This window comes from Streptosporangium fragile (assembly GCF_039534445.1).
GTDB classification, from domain to species: Bacteria; Actinomycetota; Actinomycetes; order Streptosporangiales; family Streptosporangiaceae; genus Streptosporangium; species Streptosporangium fragile.
Window position 1 is genome coordinate 152208 of the sequence record NZ_BAAAVI010000009.1, and the last position, 13901, is coordinate 166108.

The window sequence follows — 13901 nt, forward strand, 5'->3', positions numbered from 1 at the left end:
TCACACTCCGTTCGACGGCATGTTGGACGCACCGGAGGACGGCGGGGTTCGGGGGATGTCACACACTCGGGCCATGTCTCGTCCTCCTTACGTGAACAGCGATGAAGATCTCGCAGCCGAGTTCGGCGCCATCCGGCCCCGGCTCGTGGGCGTGGCCTACGGCCTGCTGGGCAGCCTCGACGAGGCCGAGGACGTCGTCCAGGATGCCTGGTTCCGGCTGGGCAGGGCGGACCGTTCGGCGATCGAGGACGTCACGGGCTGGCTGGTGGTCACAGTATCGAGGCTGGCGCTGGACGTGCTGCGTTCGGCGCGCGTGCGTCGCGAGGAGTACGTCGGGCCGTGGCTGCCCGAGCCGGTGGTGACCGGGGGCGACCCGGCCGACCGGGTGACGCTGGACGAGTCGATGAACCTGGCGATGCTGGTCGTCCTGGAGTCGCTGAGCCCTGCCGAGCGCACCGCGTTCGTGCTGCACGACGTGTTCGGGCTGCCGTTCGAGGAGGTGGCGCAGGCGGTGGGGCGCACCCCCGCCGCCTGCAGCCAGCTCGCCGCCCGCGCCCGCAAGCGCGTCGCGGCGCGGGCGCCGCGGTTCGAGGTGGACGCGGCCGAGCACCGCAGGGTGGTCGAGGCGTTCACCCGGGCCGCCCAGGGCCGGGACGTCGACGCCCTGCTCGCGCTGCTCGACCCCGACGTGGTGCTGCGCAGCGACGGCGGCGGGGTGGTACGGGCGGCGCGGCGGCCCGTCCACGGCGCGACACGGGTGGCCCGCTTCCTGGTGGGGGTCGCCGAGCGGTTCGGCGGCGGCGGGCGGCTGGTCCCCGCCACGGTCAACGGCCTGGCCGGGCTGCTGTGGTCGCGGGACGACGGCGCGGTCGGCGGCGTCTACGGGCTGTCCGTCTCCGCCGGCCGGATCACCGAGATCAACGTCGTGGTGAACCCGGAGAAACTGAGGAGTGTCCGATGAAAGAGCGCATCAACGTGGCCCAGCTCGCCCCCGAGGCGTACCGGGCGATGCTGGGGCTGGAGAAGTTCCTGGCCGGCAGCAAGCTGCCGCACATCACGAAGGAGCTGGTGAAGCTGCGGGTCAGCCAGATCAACGGCTGCGCCTTCTGCGTGGACCTGCACAGTCATGACCTGAAGGAGGCCGGGGAGAGTGACGAGCGCCTGTTCGCGGTGACGGTCTGGCGGGAGGCGCCGTTCTTCACCGACGCCGAGCGGGCGGCGCTCGCCCTGGCCGAGGAGGCCACCCGGCTCGCCGACCGCGGGGAGGCCGTGCCGGACCACGTCTGGGAGGAGGCAGCCGCGCACTACGAGCCGGAGACGCTGGCCGCGCTGGTGGTCGCGATCTCGACGATCAACGCGTGGAACCGGATCGGGGTCACCACGCGTATGGTTCCGGGTTCCCTCCGTCAGCAGAAGGGTTGATACGCGGAGGCGGTGAGGGCCGGGCCGGCCCGCGCGGAGGTCCGCGCGGGCCGGCCTGCAAGCGTCCGACAACCGGCTGTCAAGCGAGGCGGAGCACAGTGAGCTCAAGGAAAGGGGGCAGAAATGCGACGCATCAGGATCAGCCAGCAGAGCCCACGCCGTCCCGCCCGTCCTGCCGAGTTGGACCTGCGGTCTCCGGCGGGTCGTTCGCTTCCCTATTGATCGACTCTTTACACCGGTTTTATGCGGCGATCTGTAGATATTTCGTATAACGGAACCATCACGCCGGGGGGGCTCGATGAAGAGACTTATGGCTGTGCCGCCATCCGTCGCGCGGCTCAAGATCAGAGACATCCGTTCCGCGACGCGCCGCGGTATGAGCCGGGTGGCCAATGACGCCAAGGTCATCGACCTGCGCGCCTACGCCGGGCGGAACGTCCTGCGGTTCCCGCGCACGAGCGGTCCCACCTCCGCCGCCTGACCCTCTTTCCCGGGAAAAGACCCGCGCCGCGGGTCTTTTCCCGTTTCCGGGCGCGGTTCCGTTTCCGGATACCGGCCCCTCCCGGCACTCGGCCCCTCCCGCCCCCTCCGGGCGCGCCGCCTTCCCAGCCCCTCCGGGCACACCCCCCGGCCGGACCGTGCCGTCGCCGCACGCCCGACCAGCCCAACCGCACCCGGCGGGATCTCCGGCTGATTGAATGTCGCCCTATGAGCGAGTTATCCGCAACGGAGCGCACCCGGCACCGGCGCCTCCGCGAGAAGGGCCGGACCGACCGGGCCGCCCTCTACGAGGTGCTGCGCGCCGGGTTCGTCTGCCACCTGGGCGTGATCTCCGACGGCGTCCCCATGGTGGTCCCCACGGTGTACGGCTTCGACGCCGACCACCTCTACGTGCACGGCTCGGTCGCCAGCAGGAGCCTCGCCGGACGCGAGACCGCCGGGCGGCGCACGACCGCGGAGACCGGCTCACGACCGGAGGCGGATACGGAGGCGGATACGGACGCCGAGGCGGGTGCGGAGGCGGACGCCGGCCCGGACGGGAGGACCGCCCCGGGGACGGTCTGCGTGACGGTCACCCACGTGGACGGCCTGATCCTGGCCAGATCGGTGTTCGAGCACGGGGTCCACTACCGCTCCGCCATGATCTACGGTGTGCCCAGGAAACTGGAGGGCGAGGAGAAACTGGCCGCGCTGCGGATTCTGACCGAGCACGCGGCCCCCGGGCAGTGGGACTACGCCAGACGGCCCAGCCGCAAGGAGCTGGCGGCGACGACCATCCTCGCGATCCCCCTGGCCGAGGCGTCGGTCAAGGTGAGCGCGGGGCCGCCGGACGACGGCGACGGGTCCGACGCCGAGCTGGGGCTGTGGGCGGGCGTGCTGCCACTGGCCACCACCTGGCTGGAGCCGGTGCCCGACCCGGTGCTGCCCGAGGGGATCCCCCTTCCCGCCCATATCGCCGGGCGCGCGGGCACACCGTTCCCCTGACGGCGCCGCCGGACCCGACAGGACCGCCGGCACACCGGGCGGGGACTCAGCCCTTCGGCCCCGAGCGGATCACCGCGGCACCGCGTGGCACCACGCGGTCCCGCGCACCGGCTGCCCGCAGCACCGCGGCCAGTTCCCCGGGGTGTGTGAGCTGGGGATAGTGCCCGGCACCCGGTATCACGACGGCGGTCCTGTCCACGGTCAGCGGGTCGGACGACCCGGTGACGATCGTCACCGGCACCTCCACCCGGTCGAGCAGCCCGCGGAGCCCGTCCCGGGCGGCGTGTGCCGCGCGCATCGCACCGACCACCCGGCGCGCCGCCCCCGGCCGCCGCAGGTCCGCGACCGCGTCCGCCGGGATTCCGAGCCTCGCGCCCAGGCGCTCCCTCGGCATCCGGCGCAGCATCGGCACGGCCGTACCCGACCGGAGGAACCGGGGCGAGGGCGCCTGGAGGAAGGCCGGCGCGACGAGGACCACGGCGGCCACCCTGCCGGGGTGGGCGGCGGCGTAACGCAGCACGGGCCCGCAGCCGAAGGAGTGCCCGACCAGCACCGGTTCCGTCCTGACCGGCGCCATGAGAGCCTCCGTCCAGCCGTCCGGCGAGCGATCGGATCCCGGGCCTCCCGAACCCGGCAGGTCGCCGGAACGGCCCAGGCCCGGCAGGTCGCCGGAACGGCCCAGGCCCGGCAGGTCGGCGGTCAGAGCGGGGGCGTCCAGGTGGCCGAGCACGGCCTCCCAGGAGTCGGCGTCGAGCGGCAGCCCGTGCAGCAGCACGTACTCGGGGTTCTCCCGCTCGCCCGCCAGCCAGGTCCGGCTCCCCGCGACGTCCCGGAAACCGTGCGGCTCGCGGGGCGGGGTGCCCGTGCCGAAGCGGGCGCCGACCAGCCCGTCGGCCCAGTCGCGGAGCACCTGCCCGACCGGGGGCATGCGGAGGCCGGCCCGCTCGGCGAAGGCCAGGGCAGGAGCGGTGTCGTAGCGGTCGGCGGACATGAACGACAGCGTCTCGGGGTCGGCCCCGGTGAGCGCGCGGGGCAGCCGCCGCACCACCCCGACCGGGATCGTCCGGCGGGGCGCGGGCACCCCCAGGTGCCCGGCGACCAGCCCGACCAGTTCCGGCAGGTTGGGCGTCGCGTCGTCGAGAACCCAGTACGCCTGCCCCGAGGTCTCCTCGTGTTCGGGCAGGGCGGCCATGAACCGGGCGAGATAGTCACCGTCCACCACCGGCAGGAAGACGTCCGGGCCACCGGGCAGGGCGGGCAGCCGACCGTTCCAGAGAGCGTGGATCACCGAGGCCAGGCCGATGAACTGGCCGGGGCCGACCACGGTGCTGGGGTTGACGACCGTCAGCGGCACGCCCAGCTCGTGGGCCCTGGCCCGCACCGCCGCGTCGGCCTCCCGTTTGGACGCCTCGTAGGCGCCGTCCCGGCGGTAGTCCCACGGGCCGCCGCTCACGCGGTAGCCGCTGATGTGCACCAGGCGGCGCAGGCCGGGCCGGGCGGCCGCCCAGCCGACCACGTTGAGCGCGCCGGTCACGTTGACCGCCCTGGCCTCCTCGGCGCTCAGGCCGAAGGCGAAACGGGCCGCGGCGTTGTAGACGTCGCGTACCCCGTCCATGCCGTCCCCGCCGTCCCCGCCGTCCACGACTGTGACGCCTTCGACGCCCCCGACGCCGAGACCGGGCCGGGTGATGTCGGCGGAGACGACGGTCAATCCGCTCGTGTCCACCCGCCGCCGGGCGAGCCAGGGTGTGAGCCGGTCTCCCGGTCCGCGCACGGCGGCGGCCACGCCTCGGCCCTGGCGGAGCAGCTCCGCGACCAGGGAGCGTCCGACGAATCCCGTAGCACCGAAGACGATGGAGTCGGGGGCCACATGATCACCTCATAATAGATCGGTCTACATATTTAATGGGCACGCGGAAGCACAGGACAGGGCATGCGAGCACCTGGGGTGGCCCGGGGTACCACCCGGCGTGGGCCGCCGGTTGGGGCGCCGGGTGGGCCGCCCTTCCCGTTCGTGGCGGTTTCACCGTGAGGCCCCGGCCGGGAACCCCTCCCCGCACTCGGCGAGGGTTCGACCGGGCCTCCGGGGCCCGCCGGGAGGCCGCTCAGAGCAGCGTCGCGATCCTCCGGGCCACCCGGTCGAGCGGCTCCCGGCTGCGGTGGGCCCGCGCCAGCAGCAGCGCCCCCTCGATCAGGGCGAGGACGGTGACCGCCAGGTCGGCGGCGTCGGGATGCCCGTCGGCCGCCAGCCGCTCGCGCAGCACGTTCTCCCAGGAGCCGTAGACCTCGGAGCAGACCTGCTGCAGCGGGTCGTTGACGGCCGCCATCTCCAGCGCGACCGTGGCCACCGGGCAGCCCTTGCGCCACCCGGAGGCCTCCAGCCTGTCGCCGAGCAGCGCCAGCACGCCGTTCACCAGGCTCGCGGTGCCGGGCGCGGTCTCGGCCAGGTCCTGCACGGCCCGGCCGACCTCGCGACCGGCCCGGCGCACGGACTCCCCGACGAGCTGGTCCTTGCCGCCGGGGAAATGGAAGTAGAGCGAGCCGCGCGGGGCCCCGCTGACCGCGATCACCTGATTCAGCCCGGCGCCGAAGTAACCGCCGCCTTCGATCAGGTCCTGCGTCGCGTCCAGCAGCCGGCCGCGTGTCTCGTCACCCTTCTGTCCCATGCCTAAAAAATAGACCGGTCTTCTTATTATTTGCAACCCTCCCGGACAGGAACAGCAGAACCAAGGGGGTCACCACGCAAAGGGCGAGCGTGACGGCCTGGCCCACGGCGTCCACCGGCGCGAAATGACCCAGGTGCCCCAGATGGAAGGCGAGGTGCGGCACCGCGAAGACCAGGTAGCCGCCGAGCACCGTGCGGACCAGCAGCCGGTCGAGCGTCACCGCCGCGACCGCGAGCATCAGGCCGAAGCCGAGGTTCAGCCCGCCGAAGTCCAGCACCATGTGCTCGTTGTACGGCGGCAGCAGCGCCACCCAGGGGTGACCCGGCAACGGGAAGTCCTCGAAGAACCCGCGCGGGGAGATCGACGCCCACGCCCCGATGACCGCCTGCGTGACCGCCAGCCCGGCGAGCCCGGCCCGCAGCCACCCCCGGGCCGCACCGCCCGGGGCCCGGCCGGGCGCGCCGCCACGGGTCCGCGCCTCCGCGAAGATCCCGCTCATCGGCTCACCGCCCGCGCGCCGTACCCGGTCCTGCCCTCGGTCTCCGCCAGGAACTCCGCGAAGGTCTTCCGCCCGTCGGCGTGGCCGGGCGCGAGGTGGACGCCCCGCCGGAAGGCGGCGAACGCCCTGCCCGGCAGGGGCAGCGGCAGGATGAGCCGGTTCCGGCCCGTGGCCCGCAGGTAGGCGCGGGCCAGCTCGGCCGCGCCGAGCACCTGGGGACCGCCCATGTCGGGCACCCGCCCGGCGGGGGCGTCGAGCGCCAGGCCGACCAGCCGCTCGGCGACCTCGTCCGCGTCGACGGGCTGGAAGGCCGTGCCCGCCGGGACGGGCATGATGGGCGACCTGGCCGACGCGGCCATCATGAACAGCACCAGGTCGTGGAACTGCGTGGTCCGCAGGATGGTGTACGGCAGGCCGGAGTTCTCGACCAGCCTCTCCACCTCGAACTTGGTGCGGTAGTACGAGTACGGGTGCCGGTCGACGCCGACGATGGAGATGTGGACCAGGTGCGCCCCCTCGGGCGCGGCGGCGATCAGCCGCCGGGTGCCCTCGACGTCCGTCGCGGCGTCGCGGGGGTCGCTGGCCAGGTGGATAATCGTGCGGACTCCGTCGAGGGCGGGGCCGAGCCCGGCCCCCGTTCGCAGGTCGCCGAGGTACGGTTCCCGGGTGCGGCTCAGCACGCGGGCGGGGTGACCGGCCGCGGCGAGCCGGTCGACGACATGGCGGCCGAGGGTACCCGTACCTCCGGTGACCAGGATTTTCTCTGTCATGCCCCTACGAACCGGCGAGCCCCCGGAAATGTGACAGTTTTTCTGGATTGAGGATGAAGTGCAGCCCGACGATCATTCCGCCGGACACCTCCGCCACGAAGACGGTGATGAGCTCGCCGTCGCGCCAGGCGAGGATCGCGTCCTGACCGTTGACGTCGGCGTGGCCCAGCTCCACCCCGGCCGCGAACCGGGCGGCGATCCCGGCGAGGTAGCGGACGACCTTCTCCCGGCCGGTCACCGGCCGCAGCGCGGCGCTGACCTTCCCGCCGCCGTCGGCCCAGGCGACCACGTCGGCGGCGAGCAGGTGTTCCAGCCCGGCGAGGTCACCGCCCCGGGCCGCCGCCAGGAAACGTTCCACGACCTCGCGCCGCTGCTCACCCGGCGCGTCGAACCTGCGGCGCTCGCCGACCCGTTTGCGGGCCCGGCCATGGAGCTGGCGGCAGTTGGCCTCCGACAGGTCGAGCACCTCCGCGATCTCCCGGTAGCCGTACGAGAACGCCTCGCGCAGCACGAACACGGCGCGTTCGGCCGGGGTGAGCCGCTCCAGCAGGACCAGGAAGGCGATGGACACCGAGTCGCGCTGCTCGGCGGTCTCCAGCGGGCCGAGCGCGCCGGTCGGCGCGGGTTCGGGGAGCCAGAAGCCGACGTAGCGCTCGCGGGTGGCGCGGGCGGCGGTCAGCCGGTTGAGGCAGAGGTTGGTGACCACCTTGGCCAGCCAGGCCCCCGGCGATCCGATGTTCTCCCGCTCGGCGCGGCCCCAGCGCAGGTAGGCGTCCTGGACGACGTCCTCGGCCTCGGCGGTCGAGCCGAGCATCCGGTAGGCCAGGCCGAACATCCTCGGACGTTCCGCTTCGAACTCCTCAACGTCCTCCGTCACCCGACCAGGGTGGCAGAGAATCCGCGACTCCGAAAAATTAGAACGGAATAGTACGTTCCGAGAGTTATGGTGAGGACATGGAGACGACCAGTACGGCGCCGCTGAACGGCCGGAAGGCCCAGGCGGCACGTAACGACCACGTGATCCTCCAGGCCGCGCGAGCGGTCTTCGTCGGCGACCCCGGGGCCCCGATCGCCGCCGTGGCCGAGCGCGCGGGGGTGGGCATCAGCGCCCTCTACCGCCGCTACCCCGGCAAGGAGGACCTGCTCCGCAAGCTCTGCTCCGACGGGCTCAAACTGTACATCTCCGAGGCCGAGGCGGCCCTGGCCGACGACGGCGACCCGTGGCAGGCCTTCGCCGGGTTCATGCGCCGCGTCGTGGACGCCGACACGCACTCGCTGACGATCAACCTGGCCGGGACCTTCACCCCCGACGAGAGCCTGCACCGCGACTCCGCCCACGCGAACGAGCTCACCGTACGGATCTTCGAACGGGCCCGGGACGCGGGAGTCCTCCGCCCCGGCCTGGACGTCGCCGACCTGTCGATGGTCTTCGAACAGATCGCGAGCCTCCATCTCGGCGACGAGACCAGAACCGCCCAGATCAGGCACCGCTACCTGGCACTGGCCCTCGACGGCCTGCGCCTCGGCTCGGCCGACCCCCTGCCCGGACCGCCGCCGAGCGCCGAGGAGATCGACCGCCGCTGGGCGGCCGAACAACGGCCCAGGTAGCGGCTCAGGCGTTCGGCGAGAACAGGTCGACGCCGTTGCCGTCCGGGTCGTGGATCACGGCGTACCGCTGCCCCCAGAACGCGTCCCACGGTTCCTTGACGCCCTCGTACCCGAGGGAGACCAGTTCCCGGTACGCCTCGTCCACCTCGGCGGGGGTGTCGAACCGGAACGCCAGCGACATCCCCTCCTGTCCGTCACCGGGTCGCCACTCGGGGTGGAACGAGCGGATGGTCTCGACCGTGTCCCAGGCGAGGCGCAGGCCGCCGGGCAGGGTGACCTCGACGTGCGGCTGCCCGTCGGCCTCCGGCGGCACGTCCAGGCCGAGCAACCGGTAGAAGGCCAGCGACCGGCCCATGTCCTTGACGACCAGGCCGATGACGTCCAGCTGCGCTTTCATGGCGAATGCCTCCGATCAGAGCGTGAACGACGGGATGGCGTGACCGGCCGGCGAGGACGGCCCCGTCCCGTCCGTACGGTTCAACCTAGCCACGCCCCCGACCGCGGTCTTGCAGGAAACGGACGCACCGCCGGGGCACGGGCCCCGGCCACCCCCGGCCATCCGCCGGACGCGTCAGGAGAGCGCCGGTCACCGCGGTCACGTCGCCGACGGGAGACACACCGGCCGGAGCGGGGACCGGCCTTCGGCCGGTCCCCGCTCCGGCCGGGGATCTCAATCTTCGGCAGCGCTCACGATCAGCTGCAGCCGCTGGTGGAGCCGCAGCCCTCGCAGACGTAGCAGCTGCCGGCCGGGCGCATCTTGGTGCCGCAGGTCATGCAGAGCGGCGCGTCGGCGGTGCGGCCCTGGTGGGACTCCAGGGAGCCGGCCCGCTGCGTGACCTCCACGGTGACGGGCTCGGACCGGGGCTTGTGCGGCGCCTCGATGGGAGCCGAGGTGGCGAGCTCGGCGATGACCTGGTCGGTATTGGCCGGGGCCGGGTCCTCCCCGCGCTGCTGGGCGGCGCGCTCGGAGGCGGAGAAGATGCCCAGGGCGGCGCGCTCCTCGTAGGGCAGGTGGTCCAGGGCCAGCCGGCGGAAGATGTAGTCCATCACCGAGGCGGCCATGCGGATGTCCGGGTCGTCGGTCATGCCGGCCGGGTCGAAGCGCATGTTGACGAACTTGCCGACGTAGGTCTCCAGCGGCACGCCGTACTGCAGGCCGATGGAGATGGCCACGGAGAAGGCGTCCATGACGCCCGCGAGGGTCGAACCCTGCTTGGACATCTTCAGGAAGACCTCGCCCAGACCGTCGTCGGGGTAGGACGAGGCGGTCATGTAGCCCTTGGCGCCGCCCACGGTGAAGCGGGTGGTGGTGCTGGGACGCTGGTTCGGCAAGCGGCGGCGGGTCGGGCGGCTGATCTCCACGACCTGGATCTCGGGCTCCGCGACCGGCTTCTCCTCGGACTTCTCGTCGGCCTTCTTGCCGGCCGCGGAGAGCGGCTGGCCGACCTTGCAGTTGTCGCGGTAGACGGCCAGGGCCTTCAGGCCGAGCTTCCAGCCCTCCAGGTAGACCTGCTCGATGTCCTCGACCGTCGCGGACTCGGGCAGGTTGACCGTCTTGGAGATGGCCCCGGACAGGAACGGCTGGACCGCGGCCATCATGCGGACGTGGCCCATGGGCGCGATCGCCCGCTCGCCCATGGCGCAGTCGAACACCTCGTAGTGCTCGGCCCGCAGGCCGGGGGCGTCGACGACGTGGCCGTGCTCGGCGATGTACTCGACGATCGCCTCGACCTGCTCCTCCTGGTAGCCGAGCCGCCGCAGGGCGCGCGGGATCGTCTGGTTGACGATCTGCATGGAGCCGCCGCCGACGAGCTTCTTGAACTTGACCAGGGCGAGGTCGGGCTCGATGCCGGTGGTGTCGCAGTCCATCATCAGGCCGATGGTGCCGGTCGGGGCGAGCAGCGAGGCCTGGGCGTTGCGGTAGCCGTTCTTCTCGCCGAGCTTGAGGCACTCGGCCCACTGCCTGGTGGCCTCGCGGTGGATGGCCTCGTCCATCGCCTCGAACGTGTGCAGGGTGTCGTTGGCGTCGCTGTGCTTGCGCATGACCCGCTTGTGGGCCTCGGCGTTGCGGGCGTACCCCTCGTACGGGCCGACGGCCGCGGCCAGTTCGGCGCTGCGGCGGTAGGAGGCGCCGGTCATCAGCGAGGTGATGGCGCCGGCGATGGCCCGGCCGCCGTCGGAATCGTAGGCGTGGCCGGTGGCCATGAGCAGCGCGCCCAGGTTGGCGTAGCCGATGCCGAGCTGGCGGTAGGCCCGGGTGGTCCGGTCGATCTTCTCGGTCGGGAAGTCGGCGAAGGTGATGGAGACGTCCATCGCGGTGATGATCAGCTCGGTGATCTTCACGAAGTTCGCGACGTCGAAGGAGTCGTCGTCCTTCAGGAACTTCAGCAGGTTGATGCTCGCCAGGTTGCACGAGGAGTTGTCCAGGTGCATGTACTCCGAGCAGGGGTTGCTGGCGGTGATGCGGCCGGTCTCCGGGCTGGTGTGCCAGTCGTTGATCGTGTCGTCGTACTGGATGCCGGGGTCGGCGCACTCCCAGGCGGCCTTGGCCATCTTGTGGAACAGGTCCCTGGCGTCGATCTTCTCGATGATCTCGCCGGTGAGGCGGGCGCGCAGGCCGAAGTCACCGCCCTGCTCCACCGCGCGCATGAACTCGTCGGAGACGCGCACGGAGTTGTTGGCGTTCTGGTATTGGACGGAGACGATGTCCTTGCCGCCCAGGTCCATGTCGAACCCGGCGTCGCGGAGGGCGCGGATCTTGTCCTCCTCACGCGCCTTCGTCTCGATGAACTCCTCGATGTCGGGGTGGTCGACGTCCAGGACGACCATCTTGGCGGCGCGCCGGGTGGCGCCACCGGACTTGATCGTGCCCGCGGAGGCGTCGGCGCCGCGCATGAAGGAGACCGGGCCGCTGGCCGTGCCGCCGCTGGAGAGCAGCTCCTTGGAGGAGCGGATCCGGGAGAGGTTGACGCCGGAGCCCGAACCGCCCTTGAAGATCACACCCTCTTCCTTGTACCAGTCGAGGATGGACTCCATCTGATCGTCGACGGAGAGGATGAAGCACGCGCTGACCTGCTGCGGCGAGGCGGTGCCGACGTTGAACCAGACCGGCGAGTTGAAGCTGAAGACCTGGTTGACCAGGGCGTACTTGAGCTCGTGGTCGAAGATCTCGGCGTCCTCGTCGGTGGCGAAGTAGCCGTGCTCGACCGCGGTCCTGGTGTAGACGCCCACGACGCGGTCGACGAGCTGCTTGAGGCTCCACTCGCGCTGCGGGGTGCCGACCGCACCGCGGAAATACTTGGTCGTCACGATGTTGGCGGCGTTGACCGACCACGACTCGGGGAACTCGACCCCGCGCTGCTCGAAGTTGATCGATCCGTCGCGCCAGTTGGTCATGACGACGTCACGGCGCTCCCACGACACCTGGTCGTAGGGGTGCACACCCGGCGTGGTGAAGATGCGCTTCATCTTCAAGCCCCTGCGCACCCGCTTGCCGCCACGTGAAACTGCGCCACTGACGGTCTCCGTCATGACTTCCCCCTCCTGGGGCCCCATAGAACCCTCGAATCGGACCACATCGACGCGCCGCTTCACCCCCGGCGCCCGGGGTCTGCCTTCAGCCCTGCTTTTCGGAGCGCTCCGCCCGGAGCTGCTTGATCTCGGCCTCGAAGTCGGCCAGGGTCTCGAACCCCCGGTAGACGGAGGCGAAGCGCAGGTAGGCCACCTCGTCCAGCTCGCGGAGCGGGCCCAGGATCGCCAGCCCGACCTCGTGAGCGGGGATCTCCGCGCACCCGGTCGCCCGGATGCTCTCCTCGACCCGCTGGCCCAGCTGCGCCAGGGAGTCTTCACCGACCGGCCGGCCCTGGCAGGCCCGCCGGACACCCGCGATCACCTTCTCCCGGGAGAACGGCTCGGTCACGCCGCTGCGCTTGCTCACCATGAGCAGGACGGTCTCCTGCGTGGTGAACCTGCGCCCGCATTCCGGACATGTACGGCGACGCCGGATGGCGCTGCCGTCGTCGGTGGACCGGCTGTCGATGACCCGGGTATCCGGATGACGACAGAACGGACAGTGCACGCGCGTCGCCTCCTTGAGCTGCCGAGCGGCTCACCCGTCTCATCTACCCCACAACATGTGCGCCGGGACGCTCGCACACGCCCCTCAAATAGTCGAGGTGCGGTAATGGAAACACAATTTGTGGGGTAGCGCTCTGATGAAGCCACTAGATGTTGTGGTCCAACCGTAGAAGTGCGCGACCATGAACGCAAGTTGGCAGGAGCCCGCCGCACGAAGTCGCTGATCAGCCCACGCGCCCCGGCGTGTCGCCCCCGCGCCTCACATCGCGGACGTCTCTTCTGTTGTCCCGGGCCCCACGGGCATCGCGCCCGTACGCCCCGGGCCCTCCGGCTACCCCGGGAAGGACCCCCCGAACACCGGCGGGAGGACCGGTCGAGACACCCTCGGCGGAGCCGCGGGACGTGCACGGGCGCGCCCTCCGGGATCCGGCGAACGCGCCACCTCCCCGGCCCCGCGACCGCGCACGGGGAGCGGGAGCGCGCTCCCGCAGACCTCCACGGAGCGGCCGGAGAAGCCGACCGGAATCCGGAAGGCGGCCCACGGGCCGGACTCCGCCGGACGCCCCGGGACACCCGATGGAGCGCCCTTCGGGAGCGGCTCCGGGAAACCAGCCGCGGTGCGCCTGCGGGGCGGCACGGGAAGGGATCCCCGGAACCCGGGAAGCTGTGACCTCTGGGATCCTAGGGACTTCGGGGACCGGCCGCGACGGCGCCCCCGGAGGAACGCCCCTCGCGGGACGCACCGCGGGACCCGCCGGAGGACGGCTCGGGGAAAGGCTGTCGTTCACGAGAACGGCCGCCTCGGGAGAACCGCCGTTTCAAGGAAACCGCCGCCCGGGAGCCGCCGGCTCGAGGGAGCGGCTTCTCGGGGAAACCTTCGTCCCAGGGGACGGCCGTTTCAAGAAAACGGCCGGGAAAGGGCCTCGGCGGCGATTGTTCGCGATTCTCGGATTTCCAGGAATGCCCAAGACCGCGGGCGGTGGCAGCGGGGGTCGACCACCCGCGGCGCACGGTCCTCCCGGCCGCGCTCAGAAAGCCGTGCCGACGAACGGGTACGGCCGGGAGCCGGGCCGGGGCACCGCGCCGGGCAGGCCGCCGGCGTTCGTGATCCGGTGGGCCACCGGGCCGGGATTCCCCTCCCCCGCCGGCACGCCGGCGGTCTCCCCCGGCGTGTCGCCCCCGTGCACCGCGGTCCGCGGCAGGCCGTCACGGCCCGCCCGCTCACCCGCCCGGCCGGCGTCGATCCACCCGCCCATCCACAGCACCCCCAGGGTGAGCAGCACGAGCGCCGCCACCACCACGTGAAGTCGGATCGTAGCCATGTCGTTCTGTGGGCCAAGGAGTTGGCTATGATGGTTGTCTTTCTAAGAACTC

The 13901-nt window shown here is 71.8% G+C and carries 13 protein-coding genes; 5 read left to right on the forward strand and 8 right to left on the reverse strand.

Annotated features, from left to right (window positions below; translation table 11 throughout):
• The first annotated feature begins 73 nt into the window (after positions 1-73).
• The 4 genes from sigJ to ABD841_RS08780 all read left to right on the forward strand — a co-directional run bounded on the left by sigJ (position 74) and on the right by ABD841_RS08780 (position 2907).
• The gene (gene sigJ / locus ABD841_RS08765) at positions 74-961 is read left to right on the forward strand and encodes an RNA polymerase sigma factor SigJ (protein WP_344969608.1); all 888 of its coding nucleotides are present in this window, start codon (positions 74-76) and stop codon (positions 959-961) included.
• The gene (locus ABD841_RS08770) at positions 958-1422 is read left to right on the forward strand and encodes a carboxymuconolactone decarboxylase family protein (protein WP_344969609.1); all 465 of its coding nucleotides are present in this window, start codon (positions 958-960) and stop codon (positions 1420-1422) included. The genes sigJ and ABD841_RS08770 overlap by 4 nt, the downstream gene beginning before the upstream one ends.
• A gap of 310 nt (positions 1423-1732) precedes the next feature.
• Positions 1733-1903, forward strand: coding sequence for a hypothetical protein (locus ABD841_RS08775; protein WP_344969611.1), 171 nt, complete (start codon positions 1733-1735; stop codon positions 1901-1903).
• Positions 1904-2130: 227 nt separating this feature from the next.
• Positions 2131-2907 (forward strand): pyridoxamine 5'-phosphate oxidase family protein, encoded by a 777-nt coding sequence (locus tag ABD841_RS08780; RefSeq protein WP_344969612.1) that lies wholly within the window; start codon positions 2131-2133, stop codon positions 2905-2907.
• Between the two features lie 46 nt (positions 2908-2953).
• On the opposite strand, the gene ABD841_RS08785 is transcribed toward ABD841_RS08780, so the two are convergent.
• From ABD841_RS08785 to ABD841_RS08805, 5 genes are all read right to left on the reverse strand, one after another.
• On the reverse strand, positions 2954-4777 hold the full coding sequence (locus ABD841_RS08785) for an alpha/beta fold hydrolase (protein WP_344969614.1): 1824 nt from the start codon (positions 4775-4777) through the stop codon (positions 2954-2956).
• A gap of 235 nt (positions 4778-5012) precedes the next feature.
• On the reverse strand, positions 5013-5573 hold the full coding sequence (locus ABD841_RS08790) for a TetR/AcrR family transcriptional regulator (RefSeq protein WP_344969615.1): 561 nt from the start codon (positions 5571-5573) through the stop codon (positions 5013-5015).
• On the reverse strand, positions 5557-6072 hold the full coding sequence (locus ABD841_RS08795) for a hypothetical protein (protein WP_344969617.1): 516 nt from the start codon (positions 6070-6072) through the stop codon (positions 5557-5559). The genes ABD841_RS08790 and ABD841_RS08795 overlap by 17 nt, the downstream gene beginning before the upstream one ends.
• A complete protein-coding gene (locus ABD841_RS08800; RefSeq protein ID WP_344969618.1) occupies positions 6069-6842 on the reverse strand; it encodes an SDR family oxidoreductase in 774 nt (257 codons plus the stop codon). Before ABD841_RS08800 ends, ABD841_RS08795 begins: the two co-directional genes overlap by 4 nt.
• 4 nt (positions 6843-6846) lie before the next feature.
• Entirely contained in the window at positions 6847-7719 is an 873-nt protein-coding gene (locus ABD841_RS08805; RefSeq protein ID WP_344969620.1) for an RNA polymerase sigma-70 factor, read from the reverse strand.
• A 77-nt stretch (positions 7720-7796) separates the two neighbouring features.
• Between ABD841_RS08805 and ABD841_RS08810 the strand changes: the two genes are divergently transcribed.
• Complete coding sequence (locus ABD841_RS08810) at positions 7797-8450, forward strand: TetR/AcrR family transcriptional regulator (protein WP_344969621.1); 654 nt, start codon at positions 7797-7799, stop codon at positions 8448-8450.
• Positions 8451-8454: 4 nt separating this feature from the next.
• Here the strand turns inward: ABD841_RS08810 and ABD841_RS08815 are convergent, their stop codons facing one another.
• The 3 genes from ABD841_RS08815 to nrdR form a co-directional block, all read right to left on the reverse strand.
• Positions 8455-8847 (reverse strand): VOC family protein, encoded by a 393-nt coding sequence (locus tag ABD841_RS08815; RefSeq protein WP_344969623.1) that lies wholly within the window; start codon positions 8845-8847, stop codon positions 8455-8457.
• 296 nt (positions 8848-9143) lie between these two features.
• A complete protein-coding gene (locus tag ABD841_RS08820) occupies positions 9144-11981 on the reverse strand; it encodes a vitamin B12-dependent ribonucleotide reductase (RefSeq protein ID WP_344969624.1) in 2838 nt (945 codons plus the stop codon).
• A gap of 85 nt (positions 11982-12066) precedes the next feature.
• On the reverse strand, positions 12067-12528 hold the full coding sequence (gene nrdR, locus ABD841_RS08825; RefSeq protein ID WP_344969626.1) for a transcriptional regulator NrdR: 462 nt from the start codon (positions 12526-12528) through the stop codon (positions 12067-12069).
• Between the last annotated feature and the right edge of the window lie 1373 nt (positions 12529-13901).